The 14391-nt window shown below is 57.4% G+C and carries 9 protein-coding genes and 1 pseudogene; all 10 read left to right on the forward strand.

Annotated elements, in window-relative coordinates; genetic code table 11:
• Positions 1-14 precede the first annotated feature (14 nt).
• The 10 genes and pseudogenes from HF690_RS00015 (at position 15) to HF690_RS00060 (ending at position 14256) form a co-directional block, all read left to right on the forward strand.
• A complete protein-coding gene (locus HF690_RS00015) occupies positions 15-989 on the forward strand; it encodes a hypothetical protein (RefSeq protein WP_168608023.1) in 975 nt (324 codons plus the stop codon).
• Positions 990-1044: 55 nt separating this feature from the next.
• Positions 1045-2568 (forward strand): condensation domain-containing protein, encoded by a 1524-nt coding sequence (locus HF690_RS00020; RefSeq protein ID WP_168608024.1) that lies wholly within the window; start codon positions 1045-1047, stop codon positions 2566-2568.
• Between the two features lie 618 nt (positions 2569-3186).
• A pseudogene (locus HF690_RS00025) lies at positions 3187-3759 on the forward strand (transposase family protein); the annotation flags it as partial.
• 284 nt (positions 3760-4043) lie between these two features.
• Positions 4044-5480: a Wadjet anti-phage system protein JetA family protein gene (locus HF690_RS00030; protein WP_168608025.1), complete on the forward strand. Its 1437-nt coding sequence runs from the start codon at positions 4044-4046 to the stop codon at positions 5478-5480.
• Positions 5477-6115 (forward strand): DUF4194 domain-containing protein, encoded by a 639-nt coding sequence (locus tag HF690_RS00035; RefSeq protein ID WP_168608026.1) that lies wholly within the window; start codon positions 5477-5479, stop codon positions 6113-6115. Before HF690_RS00030 ends, HF690_RS00035 begins: the two co-directional genes overlap by 4 nt.
• Positions 6102-9539 (forward strand): SbcC/MukB-like Walker B domain-containing protein, encoded by a 3438-nt coding sequence (locus HF690_RS00040; RefSeq protein ID WP_168608027.1) that lies wholly within the window; start codon positions 6102-6104, stop codon positions 9537-9539. The genes HF690_RS00035 and HF690_RS00040 overlap by 14 nt, the downstream gene beginning before the upstream one ends.
• The gene (locus HF690_RS00045) at positions 9536-10735 is read left to right on the forward strand and encodes a Wadjet anti-phage system protein JetD domain-containing protein (protein ID WP_168608028.1); all 1200 of its coding nucleotides are present in this window, start codon (positions 9536-9538) and stop codon (positions 10733-10735) included. The genes HF690_RS00040 and HF690_RS00045 overlap by 4 nt, the downstream gene beginning before the upstream one ends.
• A 565-nt stretch (positions 10736-11300) precedes the next feature.
• Complete coding sequence (locus HF690_RS00050) at positions 11301-13076, forward strand: Mu transposase C-terminal domain-containing protein (RefSeq protein WP_168608029.1); 1776 nt, start codon at positions 11301-11303, stop codon at positions 13074-13076.
• Complete coding sequence (locus HF690_RS00055; RefSeq protein WP_168608030.1) at positions 13073-13435, forward strand: TniB family NTP-binding protein; 363 nt, start codon at positions 13073-13075, stop codon at positions 13433-13435. Before HF690_RS00050 ends, HF690_RS00055 begins: the two co-directional genes overlap by 4 nt.
• Positions 13432-14256, forward strand: coding sequence for a hypothetical protein (locus HF690_RS00060; RefSeq protein WP_168608031.1), 825 nt, complete (start codon positions 13432-13434; stop codon positions 14254-14256). The genes HF690_RS00055 and HF690_RS00060 overlap by 4 nt, the downstream gene beginning before the upstream one ends.
• The last annotated feature ends 135 nt before the right edge of the window (positions 14257-14391 follow it).

A 14391-nucleotide genomic window follows, 5' to 3' on the forward strand; every position in this document is an offset into this window, starting at 1 on the left:
AATGGAGTAAAGAAATGACCACCATCTCGGAAAAGTTCGTATTTGATTTGGCCGACAAGGACGAGTGCAACAGCACGGATTATATGGTGGCCATGGATGCAGCGAACGTCAAAGCGGATAAAATAGCCGGAATCCTTTCGGAAGATAGAGTCGCACTAATTCATGGCGTATCACAAATTGACGCAGACAAATTGATGGCCGGCATAGCATCGGAATTCGGCTTGAGTGAAGACCTTGAGATTCAAGCTGGATTTGCGGCTATTCACGGGCATCGAAAAAATGTAGGCAACTATTTCATGTCAGTAAATGAGCGCGGCGAGTACAGTTTCATCCCGCCGCACTCGGAAGGAAATAGCCGTATGAGCATGCAGCTATCATCCTTTTACTGCATGGAAAATACGACTGATGGAGGGGAGACCGTGCTCTGGGGTACTGGGCGCGATGAAGAAAAGTGGCGCGGCGCAAAGGAATTTAAGTACAAAATAAAAACAAGCCGCAGAACCCTTTCCAAGACAGAAATAGCAGAATTGAGGATGATGCACGGAATCGACTGGGAAAAGGATGTGGTCGAAGAAGATGATGAGGTTCTATGCCTGCATGACGCCCCCATCGAAGGCGTTCACAGATACAGCGTTCTGGAGCCCGCAAAAAAATCATTTTCAAAAATACTTGGCACCGATCGTTACGTATGTTGGGACACGATTGGAAGCGTTGATTGGGATATCGCTGAAGGTTTCGCGAAGGCGTTACAAAAGGCAGGTCTTTTCAAGACCCCTGCAAAATTCGATGATTGGAGGGAGTTGGATTCCAGCAGCCACCGCAAGGTTTGGTCATCTGGCATAAATTTACCTTCGATATTCACCCGCGCAATAGTCAGGAAGCTTCGAAAAGGAGAGCTCATCGTCATGAACAACATGTCTTGGGCCCACTCTGCATGCGGATGGACACCCGGGTCGGGCACAAGAGATCTCGTGGCGGCCTTTGCCTGAAGTATTAAAGAATCTTGTCTGTATATAGGGATGCATGTGGCATGGAGGTATCACGGTGAATCTTTCGGACTTGCTGCTTGCACTGGAATACCAGGGCATCGAACTATCCGTACACGAAGGCGCTTTGGGCTATAGAGCCCCGAAAGGGACGTTCACCGAGGCCTTGCGTGATGAGGTGAAACACCACAAGGAAGACCTGATCGCGCTCATCGGCAAGAGCGCCGCGCATATCCTGCATCAGCCATCTGTTGATGAGGCAGTGGATGAATTGCCGTTGACTCCTTGGCATGGATGGTACCTGGAGACTTTCGACCCCCGGCTGCATAAATGGGCGGTAACACACCATGTACATATTGGTGCAGATGTAGACTTTGACTTAATAAATGAAGCGGTTCGTTTGGTTATGCTCCGCTACGATACATTTCGACAGAGGATGTACAAAAACAAGAGTGGAAGGTGGGCGTTACGAATGCTGCCTGATCCCACCCCGCCAAAAATCAACCTTTACCATATCCAAGAGGGGATAAAAAACTTAGTAGAGCACCTTGATAAGGACATCCAGAACAGCCTTAATATTACCGATGGCCCGGTCCTTTATGTTGCGTTATGTAAAAATAACACCATGCGCGACGACTTGGTCATAAGCTTTCATCACAATATCGTAGACGCGCACTCCTCAAAAATACTCGTCAAAGAAATGCTCAATGCATATGAAAGACTGTTGACAAAACAAGACATCGAAAGCCGGCCGAACGACAAGAGCAGTTATGCCAGTTACATCAACAGGCTTCATAAATACATGAACCGGCCGATGTTTTTTGCAAAATCCATATCCTATTGGGGAGACTTTATCTCCACACCGACCCCTCGCATACCGATGGATTTCGTTGGCGGGCAGCACACCACCGACAACTCTAGAACTGTCAGCATATATATCGCTGCAAGTGACTTTCCTTCCAGCAATACTCACCTAATGAATGACTCGCTTGTCATCGCAGCCTGTGCAGCGGTTGCGGGCTGGTCGGGGGAGGATCATGTTGCCATTGATGTTGAACATCATGGCCGCGGCGGACATATACCCGGCGTCGATTTCTTAGACACCATTGGACCGACAACCTTTAAGTTTCCGGTCTGGCTCGATTTCGACCAAGACTATCTTTCATCCACTGAGTCATTCGAACTTCTTCGAGAGCGGATTAGGGATGTCACCCAATATGGCTTGGGTTACGGATTCCTACGCCATCTTCATCCAGACCACAGGATCAGATCCGAATTCAAAAAAATAGATCGTCCTCAGGTTTTTTTCAATAATCGAACAATTTTTCCGAAAGGCGGACAGAAGGAAAAAGAATGGGTTCCGTCACAGAGAAAAAGTGGCGAGCTTAACTTCGCCTCAAATAGCGATCCCAGGTCCAACGATCCTTATTCCCACGAAATCGTGATCGAATGCGACAGAGTTCCGGATGGCATTGAAATAGCGGTCAAGTACAGTGCAAAAATACACAAAGACAGCACCGCAGCGGATCTCGTGAACATGCTTTTCACGAAGCTAAAAAGAATTTCTGAAATATGTGACTAAGCACTCTGCATCCCTGCACGATTGCGCCTAACGAGTGTCTAACCACACCCCTTGCCTTGCATCCCTGCACACTCCAACTGACGTTGTGAAAGGGGGGCAGGGCCTTATCCACCCACGCGTGTACACTCAGGCATTCGCTCATGATCGGGCTACTTTGATATGTTCCGCTTTGGCCACAGGAGGGGGCTTTCGTCCATGGCCTGAGTCGCGATCTTGGCGGTCATTGCTGCAATATTCGTGACGGCGAGCGCTATATTCTCGGTTTCGTGCGACCACGCGTGCGACTTCTTTCTTTGGCGGCCAAGCCTCAGCAGGCTCTTCGACGTCAACGTTAGGCTGGCCGTGCTGTTCGTGATCGCGTCTTTGTGTCGACGTACATCCATATCAAAGCTTCTGTTCGACTGACGTCGGCCATAGCCAGAAGCGGCTGAGTGTCCGGTGGGTTCGGTCTCGTCCCGCCAGGTTTGAGTAGACCCCAAAGACCCTAAAAGCATTCTTTACCGAGAGCGTGTCTACACCACACGTCAGTTCGGCAACTATGCCGACTTGCCGCAAGCCGTGTCGCTTCCCAGCTAAATTTGAACACGCCCGTGCCGGCGCTGTGCCGCGAGCACGGCTGCCCAGCTCAGCGCCGATCTGCTCAAGGAAGCACTGACAAAAAAAGTTGAGGCCATCTCAACGTCGAGAGATGGCCAGAGATGCGGTCGCACATGGGCGCACGAGTATCCGCCATGTCTGTCAGACCTTTGCGGTGAGCGAGACCTGCTATCGCTACCAGGCCAAGCGGAGCGAGGAAAACGCAGTGATTGCCGACTGGCTGGTACGCCTGACGAGGGCCTACCGTGATTGGGGCTTCGGGCTGTGCTTTCTGTATCTGCGCAACCCCAAAGGCTTCGGTTGGAGCCACAAGCGGGTGTATCGGATTTACCGCGAGTTGGAGCTGAACCTGAGCATCAAGCCGAGGAAGAGCGGATTGTGTGCGCGCACGCCCGGAGCCGCTGGCCGTGCCCGAGGCAATCAACCAGGTCTGGTCGATGGATCATGCACGATCAGCTGCTCGGTGATGGGCGCAGTTTCCGGTTGCTGAACGTGCTCATAGCCACGTCCTGGCTATGGACTGACAACCACGAGCGCCCGAACATCGCGCTCGGCGGCATCACGCCAATGCAGAAACTGGCGATAGCCGCATAGCTCCACTTCTGGAGTTGTCGCTCCCCAGCTAATCGGGCCATCGCACGATGAATGAGAAATTTCATTGAAAATCATAAGTCTATGAATTTTTCTTGCCATGGGTAATCTTGGCCTCCTCCAAAAGGTGACCCGATTAGGCGGAAGTTGCTGAAAAAGTGACCTGATTAAGCGGGAGCGTGATGCCCCGTCTGAGACCACGACCGGCAGTCCGGAAGTCTCGACGCTGCGCCCGGCACCTGCGAGGATGCGCAAGAACCTCATCGCACAATGGAATCTGGCCCCGGATGGCCGAGCTGACTTCACTGTTCTCGATCCTCCCTGCAGACCTGTTCGGACCGTTGGCGTCCATGAACAGAGAGCGTTACTGGACGCTTCTCGGGCGTCTCTACGAGGACTTCTTTGGCCCGGAAGCCCCTATGCCTCCGAGCGATGGCTTCTTGCGTCGTGACATAACGGCAAGCATTGAACGTTATCTGCTGACGGACGACCCCTGGGAAGAGGAAGACGGAACCGCCCCTCACGCCCCGCTGAACGTGCGCGCCAACACCGTTTACGAGCGCTTTCGTGCGGCAGGGTGGTTGCGTCAGGAGCGGGTCGGGGCGCGCGAAATGGTGACCATGACTCCGGTGGTCTCCCAGTTCCTATCCACCCTGATCGAGTTCGTCGAGCAGGGGCCGACATTCGTATCGGCCAAGGTGCGTTCGATCGAGCTCCAGCTGGAGCAGGTGGTCGAGGGCAGGGCGTTCGGCGAGGCGCTGGATGAGGCCGCTGACCAGGCGCGGCGATTGCTGGTTTCGCTCTCGTCGATGAGCCTGCAGGTCCGCGATCTGATGCCGGAACTGAGCAAGTCGGAGACGACGGCGCAGTTCGTCCGCCAGTGGTTCGAGCGTTACGTCGGCCAATTCTTCATCGGCGACTATGCCCATCTGCATCGTGCCGACCATCCGCTGGCACGGCGCAGCTCGATCCTCACCATGGCGCAGCAGATCGAGACCGGACCGCTGCGCGAAACGCTATTGAACTGGTACGGCGAACACCTGGCCGGAGGTGATCCCGAACGTGCTGCCACGAGGCTGCAGCGCAGCGTTTCCCGGCTGCGCGAACTGGAACGCATCGACGAGTATCTGAAGCGTCTCGACGACGACGTCCGTCGAGCCAATCGCCGGGCTCTGGCGTTCCTGGACTATCGGCTGCGCGCACCGGACAAGCTGGACGTGCTGCTCAAGCGCGCCTGCCGCGGCGCCCTGTGCGCTACCGAGGACGACCTGCGTGCGCCGATGGCCCCCGCTGCGCTCATGGACGAGACGCGACTGCGGCCGCCGCGTCGCAAGCCTCTACCGATCCCGCGCAGCGCCAACATCGTGCAGCAGCCTACCCCGGAGCAACTCGCGCGGCTGAACCTGCTGCGGCTGATGAAACGCGCGCGCCTGGTGACCGCCGAGGACATGGCCCGGTACGTCGCCCGCCATTTACCGCCACAGGGGCGGATCGAATCGTCGCAGCTGACTATCGAGAGCATTCGCGATCTGCGCGCTTATCAGACCTTGGTCACCCTGGCGTTGCGAAGCCGTCGTGCCGGCGGATTGCGGCGGGATGACCCGCTGCGCCGGCTGATGCCGGGCTTACGCGTAGATCTACTGACCTCCCAGGCGGCCCCGGATGACAACCATTACCTGCGCGGACCACGTTTCGTGATCCAGTGCATCAGGAAGAGCGCATGAAATACAACTGGAAGAGCCTCAGCGAGCGATCCAATGGCGTTTATGAGGTACAGGATTTCGAGCGGGCCGCCTATCGCCTGGTCACCGAGCAGGTTCTCTACGCTCATGATCGTGCGTCGCGCATGGCCTACCGCATCGTCGAAGATCACTTCGAGGACTATGTGACCGTGCTTGCGCCGCTCGGTGTTCGCCTGGAACGTAACGCCCACCACCGCTATGTCGTGGCGCTGCCGGTGCACGGTGAAGGCACGCCGGTAACGCTGGCCGAAACCTTGCTGCTGCTGGTCTTGCGGCAACGCTACGACGTGGCGATGCGCGAAGGGCTGATCGAAGACCACGGCGAAGTGATCGTGGAGCTGCCGGAACTGCAGGAGGCCTATCAGGCTCTCGTCGGGCGGCCGATGCCCGAGGTTGGGGTACTTCGCGCCTTGGCGCGCACGCTGCGTCGCTGGGGCGTGTGCCAAGTCGTCGACACCGAGCCCGGGGATCCTCAACCGTTCCATTTCAGGGTGCGTCCGGCGCTCGTCGACATCGTCGGCGAGCAGTGGCTACAGCGCCTAGACCAGCACAATCGCAACGACGACATGGACAATTCCGAAGCCGACGTCACGGAGGACGACGATGCAGCTGCTTGAGCGCGTGCACTTGGTACAGTTCTTTCTGTTCGAGGCGCAGACGCTGTCGCTGGACACCACGAGCGCGATCATCGCACCGAACGGGGCCGGCAAGAGCGCGCTCCTGGACGCGCTACAGATCGTCCTGCTGGGGGCCGACCGCAACAGCATCCGGTTCAACGCGCAGGCTGGCGGCAGCACGCGTGCCCGCAGCATCCGCGACTATTGCCTCGGCGTTTTCCGCAGCGGCGATGACGGCCGCAAGCGGCGCACCGCCACCACTTACATCAGCCTAGTATTTCGCGACCAGACAACCGGTCGCCCGTTAACTGTCGGCATCGCGCTTGGCGCATCGGCCGATGAGCCGGATCACCGTGTCTACGGCATGTATCTGCTCTCCGAGGTAGCGCTGGAACTGGACGACCATCTCGAGCGCATCGACGGCAAAGAGCTTCCTCTGGAATGGGCAGGGTTTGCCGCCTTGGCCAAACAGCGCTGCACGGAGGCCGGAGGGGCGCTGGAGCTTCCGCCGACCAGTGAGCGTTTCGTCAAGGATCTGCTGTTTCGGTTGCGCGCTGCGCCCTCGGCGCACCCCGACGTACACGCGTACCGCAAGGCATTCCGGAACGCACTCAACCTGCAGAAGCAGGACGATATCGATCTTTGGGTGCGCACCCTGGTGGCCGAGAACCGGCCCACTGATATCGATCGCTTCCGTTCGCTGCTGGAGACGTTCCGCCAGATCAAGGAAAAAATTGAGAACGTCGCACAACGCATCGAAACGGCCGAGGCCGTGGAGCAGCAATACACGAAGATCGAAGCGCACGTGATCCGAGGTGCCTCGTACCGCGCACTGGCAGCCGAATACCGGCGGGATTTGCTGAGCGAGCAGGTCGAGCGCGCTGAACAAGCCTTCGAGACCGCTGAAGATGGATTGGCAGCCAAACGGCGTGAGTTCAGCAAGGCAAAACTGGAGAGCGAGGCCGCCGAGGAGGCTCATGCGCAAGCGGACAAGCGCCTCCAAAGTAGCGAAGGCTACGGCGATCAGGCACAGATCGATGCCTTAGCGGAGCGCGATCGCGAGCGACTGGCGGCTACGCAGAAGACGCTGTTGCGGCAGATCAGTTTCGTGCGCGAGAGTCTAGACGAGGTTGCGAAGCTCACGCTGCCGGGCCTCGATGAGACACTGGTGGCAAAGGCGCGTGCGCCATGGGATGCCTGGTATACCGCTCTGGCAAGCCTTACCGCCAAGGCCGCGCTACCTTGGAATGCCGAAGCGATACACGAGCAGTCGCGTCAGGCTTTGCTCATGGCGCAGCCGATCTTCGAAGCCGTGGCGGGCTACGCACGCGACTGGCATGCAGCGCTCGATGGCGCACAGGAACGACTCAAGCGGGCACAGCAGAACGTGCAACGGCTGGGCGCAGGTCAGGCCGAGCTCAGTGACGCCGCGGGCCGTTTGATGAACTACCTGCATGACGAAGGTATCGAGGCGCAACCGGTATGCGATCTGGTGAGGGTGAGCGATCCCGCCTGGCAAGGTGCCATCGAAGCCTATCTGCGCAGTAACGTCGAAGCGTTGCTCATCCCGCTTCAGGACGAAGAACGCGCCGTCAGGGTCTACCGCTCGCTGCGCGGCGCCCGCTCAGTATATGGCGTCAAGCTGGCGCTCAGCAGTCAGGCACGCCGACATGCTGCACGCAGCGAGAGGCTGTCGGTGAATAGCGCGGCGGCCCTGCTGGAGAGCGACAACAGCGACGCCCTGGCGTTCCTGCAACGCCAGTTAGGTGACCTGGTATGCGTCGAAACCGAAGCCGCGCTCATCAAGAGTCGACGTGGCCTGACCCGCGACGGCCTATTGGCCAAGGGCGGCGGGATCGAACGCCTGCGTTTACCAGCATCGGACGAAACCAAGCTTGGTGCCAAGGACAATCGTGCGCGACTTCGTGTCGTGCATCAGGACCTTGATGCAGCCGATCGCGATGTGCGCGAACTGACGCCAGTGGTACGGAAGATCGAACGTCTCCAGAACGCAGTGGCCCGACTCACCAATCCCGATGAAGTCGCGTATGTGCTGCATGAGCACGTTCTCGAGCACGACAATGTCGAGCGGCGTCTGAGTCAGACGTTAGAGAACCACGAAACGGCCATGGATCCGGACCTTCTGCGTCTGAGCGAGCGCGTCCGCGAGCTTCGTGAACACATGCAGGCTTCGCGCCACTTGATCGAACGACTGATCAAGGAGGAGGCGCTCGCCGAAAAGTCTGTCGAAGACAAACACAAGTTGCTCGAAGCCCTTCGCAGCGAAGAAGCGAAGGCGGCGCAGCGCGCCGTGGACGCGTTCGCGGATGTCGATGTCGACCCCCAGCGTGTGGAACATCAGCGCGATGAGCTCAATGCCAAGTTCGATATGCTGGAAGAGCGGGCTGACCGTTGCGAGGAACGCGCCCGCGATAACGATCAGCAGCGCTCGCGGTTGCTGCCAGAAGCCTGGAGCGCACTGGCGCAATACGCCAAGGACCACGGCGTCAAACTCGATTTTTCCAGCAACGAATGGCGCCCAGCCAAGGCGCTTATGCGCAGACAATTGGTCTGGTTGCGTGATACCGAACTGGCCAGCTATCAGGATCAGGCTCAGGAAGCCTATGCCACGGCCGTCGAGACCTTTCGCGCCAACGTCGCCTCCGCGCTGTACGACAACTTCACTAAGCTGAGGTATCAAATCAACACGCTCAACCGAACGCTTCGCAGCAGTCCAGCGTTTTCCAACAACGAGCGCTATCAGTTTCACTACGAGATCGTCCCTGATTATCGCGACTTGTATCGATTCATCCAAAATGTCGCAGAGCAGGGTGGGGAAGATGACCTATTGAGCAGCGCCGGCGAGGTTCCTGCTGCTTTCCGCGAACTGATCGAAGAGAGCACTGCCGCTCGCAGTACGATCGCATCGCCATTGGACGACTATCGTCGCTTCTTCCGATTCGAAGTGCAGATCAAGCAGGAGGACCGTATTGTCGGGACTCTAAGCGAACGCATGCGTTCGGGCTCCGGCGGTGAGCATCGCGCGCCCTTATACGTGATCGCCGGCGCGGCACTCGCCGCCGCCTACGGCAAGAGTGACGCCCACCGCGGAGGGCTGGGACTCATCCTACTCGATGAGTTCGGCGACAAGATCGACGCCCAAAACGCCAGGGCCACCGTCGACTACCTTCGCTCGCTAGGCCTACAGTTGCTGCTGGCCGCGCCCGATACGGCCCAGGGCACGCTGAGCGGCGTGCTTGAAAGCTACATCGAGTTGTTCCGCGATGGTGAGTTCCTTCAGGCCGAGCGCATCGATGTCAAGGAGGCGGCGCGGACGTTGCTGCTCAGCGACCAGTTTGACCTGCATCCGGAATTGCTCGAGGAAGAAACCGAGCGTATATCCAGGGAGCAGACCTCTGCATGAGCGCGGCAAGTCAGGTGCTGGAACGTCTGTTGCGCCGCGCCGAGAAAGCGCGACAACGCGGCGCAAGCGAACATGTGTCGCTGCGCATGACCAGCCCTTCCGCGGCCAGGGAATATGTCGGGCTCGACACGCTGCGTGAGCGGGATATCTTTCACGCGGAAATGTCCCACGCTGAACGCGATGGAGCCATCTCCATCGAGCGTGATCGTCGCGGTGGCGATGCAGCGCGCCTGGTAAGGATCACCGTTGCCGACGTGGCAAAGCTGGCCCATTATCTGGGCATCCCACTAGTCGCGGACAGCGTGGCGAATGCGTCCAAGCATCTTGAGCACTGGACATCACGTTTTCCTGTGATCGAGCAGGTTTTGGCACGTTGGCGCGAAGGCAAGAAGGTACGCAGCCACGGCCCTGAGGGCGCACAGGATTTGCGCGATGCCGCGTACGCAGTGGCGAGTCGACTCGACGACGAACAACAACGCGAGCGCATATTGCGTCGGGAGAGCGTGCGCCTGTTTGGCGACAGCAAGCGGGTCGAGGTGTTGACCCTGTGGTTGGAGATCCTCGTGACCAGCGAGATAGCCTCGTCGGGACTGGCCCGCGAGGATATATGGGCACAAATCGGTCTACGCCGAGAACCGCTGCCTTTTCTGGTAAGCGGTCGCGGGGATGTCCTGTTGCCGACGGTGCAATTGCCTCTGGTGCAGCCCTATCTGGGCCTTCCAGCCGAGACTGTGATATCAGTCGCGACTGAAGCGCACTCAGTGCTCACAATCGAAAACTTGGCTACCTTTCACGACGCAGCGCCGTTGGCCTCGGCCACTTCTTCGGTACTTCTTTTGTATACCGGCGGCATGCCGTCTCCAGTCTGGCGTGCCGCCTATGAGCGCTTGTTGCGGGGTCTTGCTGACGAAGTGGCTATCTACCACTGGGGAGACATTGACGAGGGCGGCTTTCGTATCGCCGAAGTGCTGGGCAGAGTAGTTGCCAACACCGGGCGCAAGCTCAGACCATGGAAGATGTCCCCGGCGGACATTGATCCATCGATTCGACACGGTCTGACCGTGCCGTCAGCCGCGAAACTAGCAAGCATGCAGCGAAGCGCGATGCGTCTGGGTTGGAGCGAGATCGTAAACGATCTAGGCAGAATGCCTATTACGCTCGAGCAAGAATATCTGGATCCTCAGTTTCCGAGCTGATACCTCGGGCGCCTACAGCCTATTCATTCAATGTCACCGCCTCAGGTGTCATCTCGCCGCCCCTGGTCGGACAAATATCGCTTTTTCTTACGGCTTGTCGAGCATGCGTGTTCGTATTGTATACACGACACGAAATGCTTTTAGATCAGATGGTTACGCAAACATCCTGGTTGATGCCTACAAAGCATTGTGCGACGCTTGACAGGTCTGCATCCATGCGATGAGTACAGCGGCTGCGCAGGCGATCACGGTCACCCTGATTGGCTGCGACCGTGCGGAAAGAGACCGCTGTCGCCATTTATCAACGGCTACCGGGAGGATGGAACGATGACTTAAGCCTGTACGTTGTTCGCGGGCTTTGAAAAAAGAAAAGCCTCGCAGGCCAATGCGAGGCTTTCGGATAGCAGCGGTTTGAACCTTCCGCAGCGCTATCTTCGGAGCTCCCCTTACCCATGTCAATGCCTCACGCGCGAATTTTCGTGCGTGACGGGCGGATGTGTCCAACGGTCGGCCCTACATAGGCTCGCTCGAAGGCCAGTTTGCCCAACTTCATGAGGAGATAGCCATGAACAAGCAATTGATTGCCGGCAGCCGTTGGCTGGACGGTGACCGCATCGTCGAAATTGATGGCCCCTTGGGAGCCAAAAAAGTCCAAGTGCGAGACGTACAAACCGGGCGCCTGCTACCGGCGGTCATCGAAACCCTGCGCCCCATATCGGACAAGTCAAAACTTAGCGACCCCCAACTGGTGAGTCAGGACGAATGGGATCGCGCACTCGCGCTGGCGAATGCATTCGCTGCATACGTGACAGGAAATTTTCCGCACCAGGTTGCAGATGAACTTGCCAAGCGCTTTGGTATCGGCAAGAGGCAACTCATGCGTCAGCTGGAAAAGTACCGACCGATGCGGCGTACGAGTGCCTTGGTACGTCAGCGTGCCGGCCGCCCGCTAGGTTTGCGACTTCTGGCCCCCGAGATTGAGCGGATCATCCAACACGTGATCCGTAAGTACTATGCAGTTCGTGAGCCGGTTTCGAAAGCAGAGGTGTGCGAACGATCGCGTTTGATATGCCGGAAATTGGGGCTACCGCAGCCCGATCCAAAGACTATCAATACAAGAATCAAGGATCATGACGCGGCGGATTTGGCGTACAAGCAGTCGGGATCAAAGGCGGCACGGCAACGCTTCCAAGCACGACCAGGGAAGTTTGTGGCCGATAGCGTTCTTGGCGTGGTGCAAATTGATCACACATTGGCAGACATCCTCCTTGTAGCCGATGACGATCCAACCTGTGTGATCGGGAGGCCATGGCTTACGCTCGCAATTGATGTGGCCACAAGAGCTGTCGTGGGTTACTACCTCAGCATGCACGCACCGTCGGCAGTTTCTGTAGCGATGTGCGTAGCGCATCTCATACTTCCAAAAAGTGAAAACGACTTAGAACCTGATCTTTGGCCAATGCACGGCCTCCCTACATGCATATTGGTCGACAACGGCAAAGATCTCAGAAGCACGGCATTTCAGCGCGGTTGCGAACAGTACGGCATCGAGCTGAAGTGGCGCCCTGTGCGTACCCCGCACTATGGCGCGCATATTGAGCGGCTGATGGGGACATTCATGCGGCGCGTGCATACGTTGCCTGGCACGACCTTCAGCAACGCGAAGCAGAGGGGCGATTATCCAAGCGAAAGCAAAGCCTGCCTAACGCTATCGGACTTTAGAGCCTGGCTCGTCGAGCAGATCTGCCACGGATATCACGTACGCCGCCATCGAGGTATCGGCATGCCGCCATTGGTGGCATGGGAACGTGCCTTCACTAGTGAGGATGGAAATTCGATACAGCCACCGGCACCTATCGATAACAAGGCGTTGCGGCGCGACTTCTATCCGTTCGTATATCGCCGGATGCAACGCACCGGCGTGCATTTCAAACGGTCTCGATACTGGCATCCCGACCTTGCCCTGCTTGTTCATCCTGAGTGCCAGGTCCAGGTGCACTACCACCCAGAAGATTCATCACGTGTTTGGGTGAGGGCCGATGACGATCTTCTGATTGAAACGCCAGCAGTGGCTGGTGTCGCACTTGGCGAGGGGAAGCGTGTTGTGCTCGATGAAGCTGACAAGGCACGCATAGATGATCTCAAACAAAAAGGTTACGACCGCATGGACACCATCCGTGATGGTGCTTTGCATCGAAAACGAAAACATCAGCACGCAATAAAAAGGGAATCTAAACAGGAAAAGTCGCAGAGCCGGAAAGTACAACAGTCGGGGGCTACTTCGAGGCCGCCAGTTCCTTTGAATAGAGGCGCGATCGTGGCGGAGGTACTGGACTCATGAGCGCCGCATATCCACACCTCCCGGAAGCTACAGCGAAACTGGTCGACCTTCCTGTTATTGAACGTGTTGGCTATGTGCTCACGGATCGGTATGTGTACCACGAACAGGCTGCCGACCTGATAAGACACGTCGACTTCATGGTGAACAAGCCTCGCGGAGTTCGCCCGACCGGCATGGTGCTGGCGAGTCCATCCAACAGTGGAAAAACTGCCTTCGCAGAGGCGCTGGTACGACGCTATACATCGCGAGTTGCTACGGATCAGCATCCGGCCAGCAGGCCAACCGTGATGATTTCGATGAGCGGCGCACATCAGGTGCGGATTCCCGCAATGGTTGACCATCGTTCCGGCAACTCTTGACCAGTGCGCTGGTCCTGACCGTCAGGCTTTCCGAGCTAGGACATTGCCCGCGAGATGCAGCCGGTGAAGATCACGTGGAAGTTGATCGGCTGTTCGCGGGTTCCCTTTATAGAGGTGCGCTGATGAAATGGGACTTGAAAGAGCTTCGGGCATACGTGCAACAGCTGTTTGGAGAAGAGCAGCTGCATACCGTCAACCAATGCTTGCGGACCATCGGCGACCGTCGCGAATTCAGTCGCTATCATTTCAGGGAAGCCAAGGGCCTGATGGAAGGTGTCCTCCAAGGCCGCAAAGACTACGAGCTGATCGCAGCGCAATTGGGGGCGTTCGACACCGACGAGCGACAGTTCTCCACTGCGCGGTTTCAGGCGTATGCGCACACGGTTGCTTGCGTCCAGAGCATGCACGCGGTGGTCGATAACATGGTCTACTTCGCTTACTACGTCCTGGGCTTCAACCAAAACCCGGATACCTGCATCGAGAATGAGCGCGGCATCACCTGGTGCAATGTGCGCAAGAAACTCTCTGCGGGACCCATCAAGGATGGGCTGAGCACCTTACTGCACGATCCGGGCTTCACCTACCTGGCGGCACTGAGCAACCACTCCAAGCATCGTTCCATCATCGATGTGTCCTATTTGGCGAGCTTCGAATCCGAAGCGATCGAACACGGCTTGCGATTCAAACCTTTCACTTACGACAGCAAGAGCTATCCAACCAAGTGGGTTCTTCCGACTCTAACTAACGAATATCAGCGTCAGGAAGGTTTAATCTTGGCCATCGGCAACGCGGTGAACAATTCTCTCCGGAGTCGGTCCTGAACCCTTGCAGCCAGCGGTGGAGTAGAGCTGTCCAACTGCGTGTGGTTGGGTCGGAAGCGGCTCTTCCAAACAGCAACCTTAGGCACATGACGAGGCCAGGCGGGTTGCACTCGGTCAGCACCAGCAGGGTGTTCG

The organism is Oleiagrimonas citrea, assembly GCF_012395255.1.
GTDB classification, from domain to species: Bacteria; Pseudomonadota; Gammaproteobacteria; order Xanthomonadales; family Rhodanobacteraceae; genus Oleiagrimonas; species Oleiagrimonas citrea.

Coding starts and splice junctions, on each gene's coding strand:
- HF690_RS00030 (WP_168608025.1), top strand. CDS start 4,044: ATGGCCGAGCTGACTTCACTGTTCTCGATCCTCCCTGCAGACCTGTTC.
- HF690_RS00045 (WP_168608028.1), top strand. CDS start 9,536: ATGAGCGCGGCAAGTCAGGTGCTGGAACGTCTGTTGCGCCGCGCCGAG.
- HF690_RS00055 (WP_168608030.1), top strand. CDS start 13,073: ATGAGCGCCGCATATCCACACCTCCCGGAAGCTACAGCGAAACTGGTC.
- HF690_RS00050 (WP_168608029.1), top strand. CDS start 11,301: ATGAACAAGCAATTGATTGCCGGCAGCCGTTGGCTGGACGGTGACCGC.
- HF690_RS00035 (WP_168608026.1), top strand. CDS start 5,477: ATGAAATACAACTGGAAGAGCCTCAGCGAGCGATCCAATGGCGTTTAT.
- HF690_RS00015 (WP_168608023.1), top strand. CDS start 15: ATGACCACCATCTCGGAAAAGTTCGTATTTGATTTGGCCGACAAGGAC.
- HF690_RS00040 (WP_168608027.1), top strand. CDS start 6,102: ATGCAGCTGCTTGAGCGCGTGCACTTGGTACAGTTCTTTCTGTTCGAG.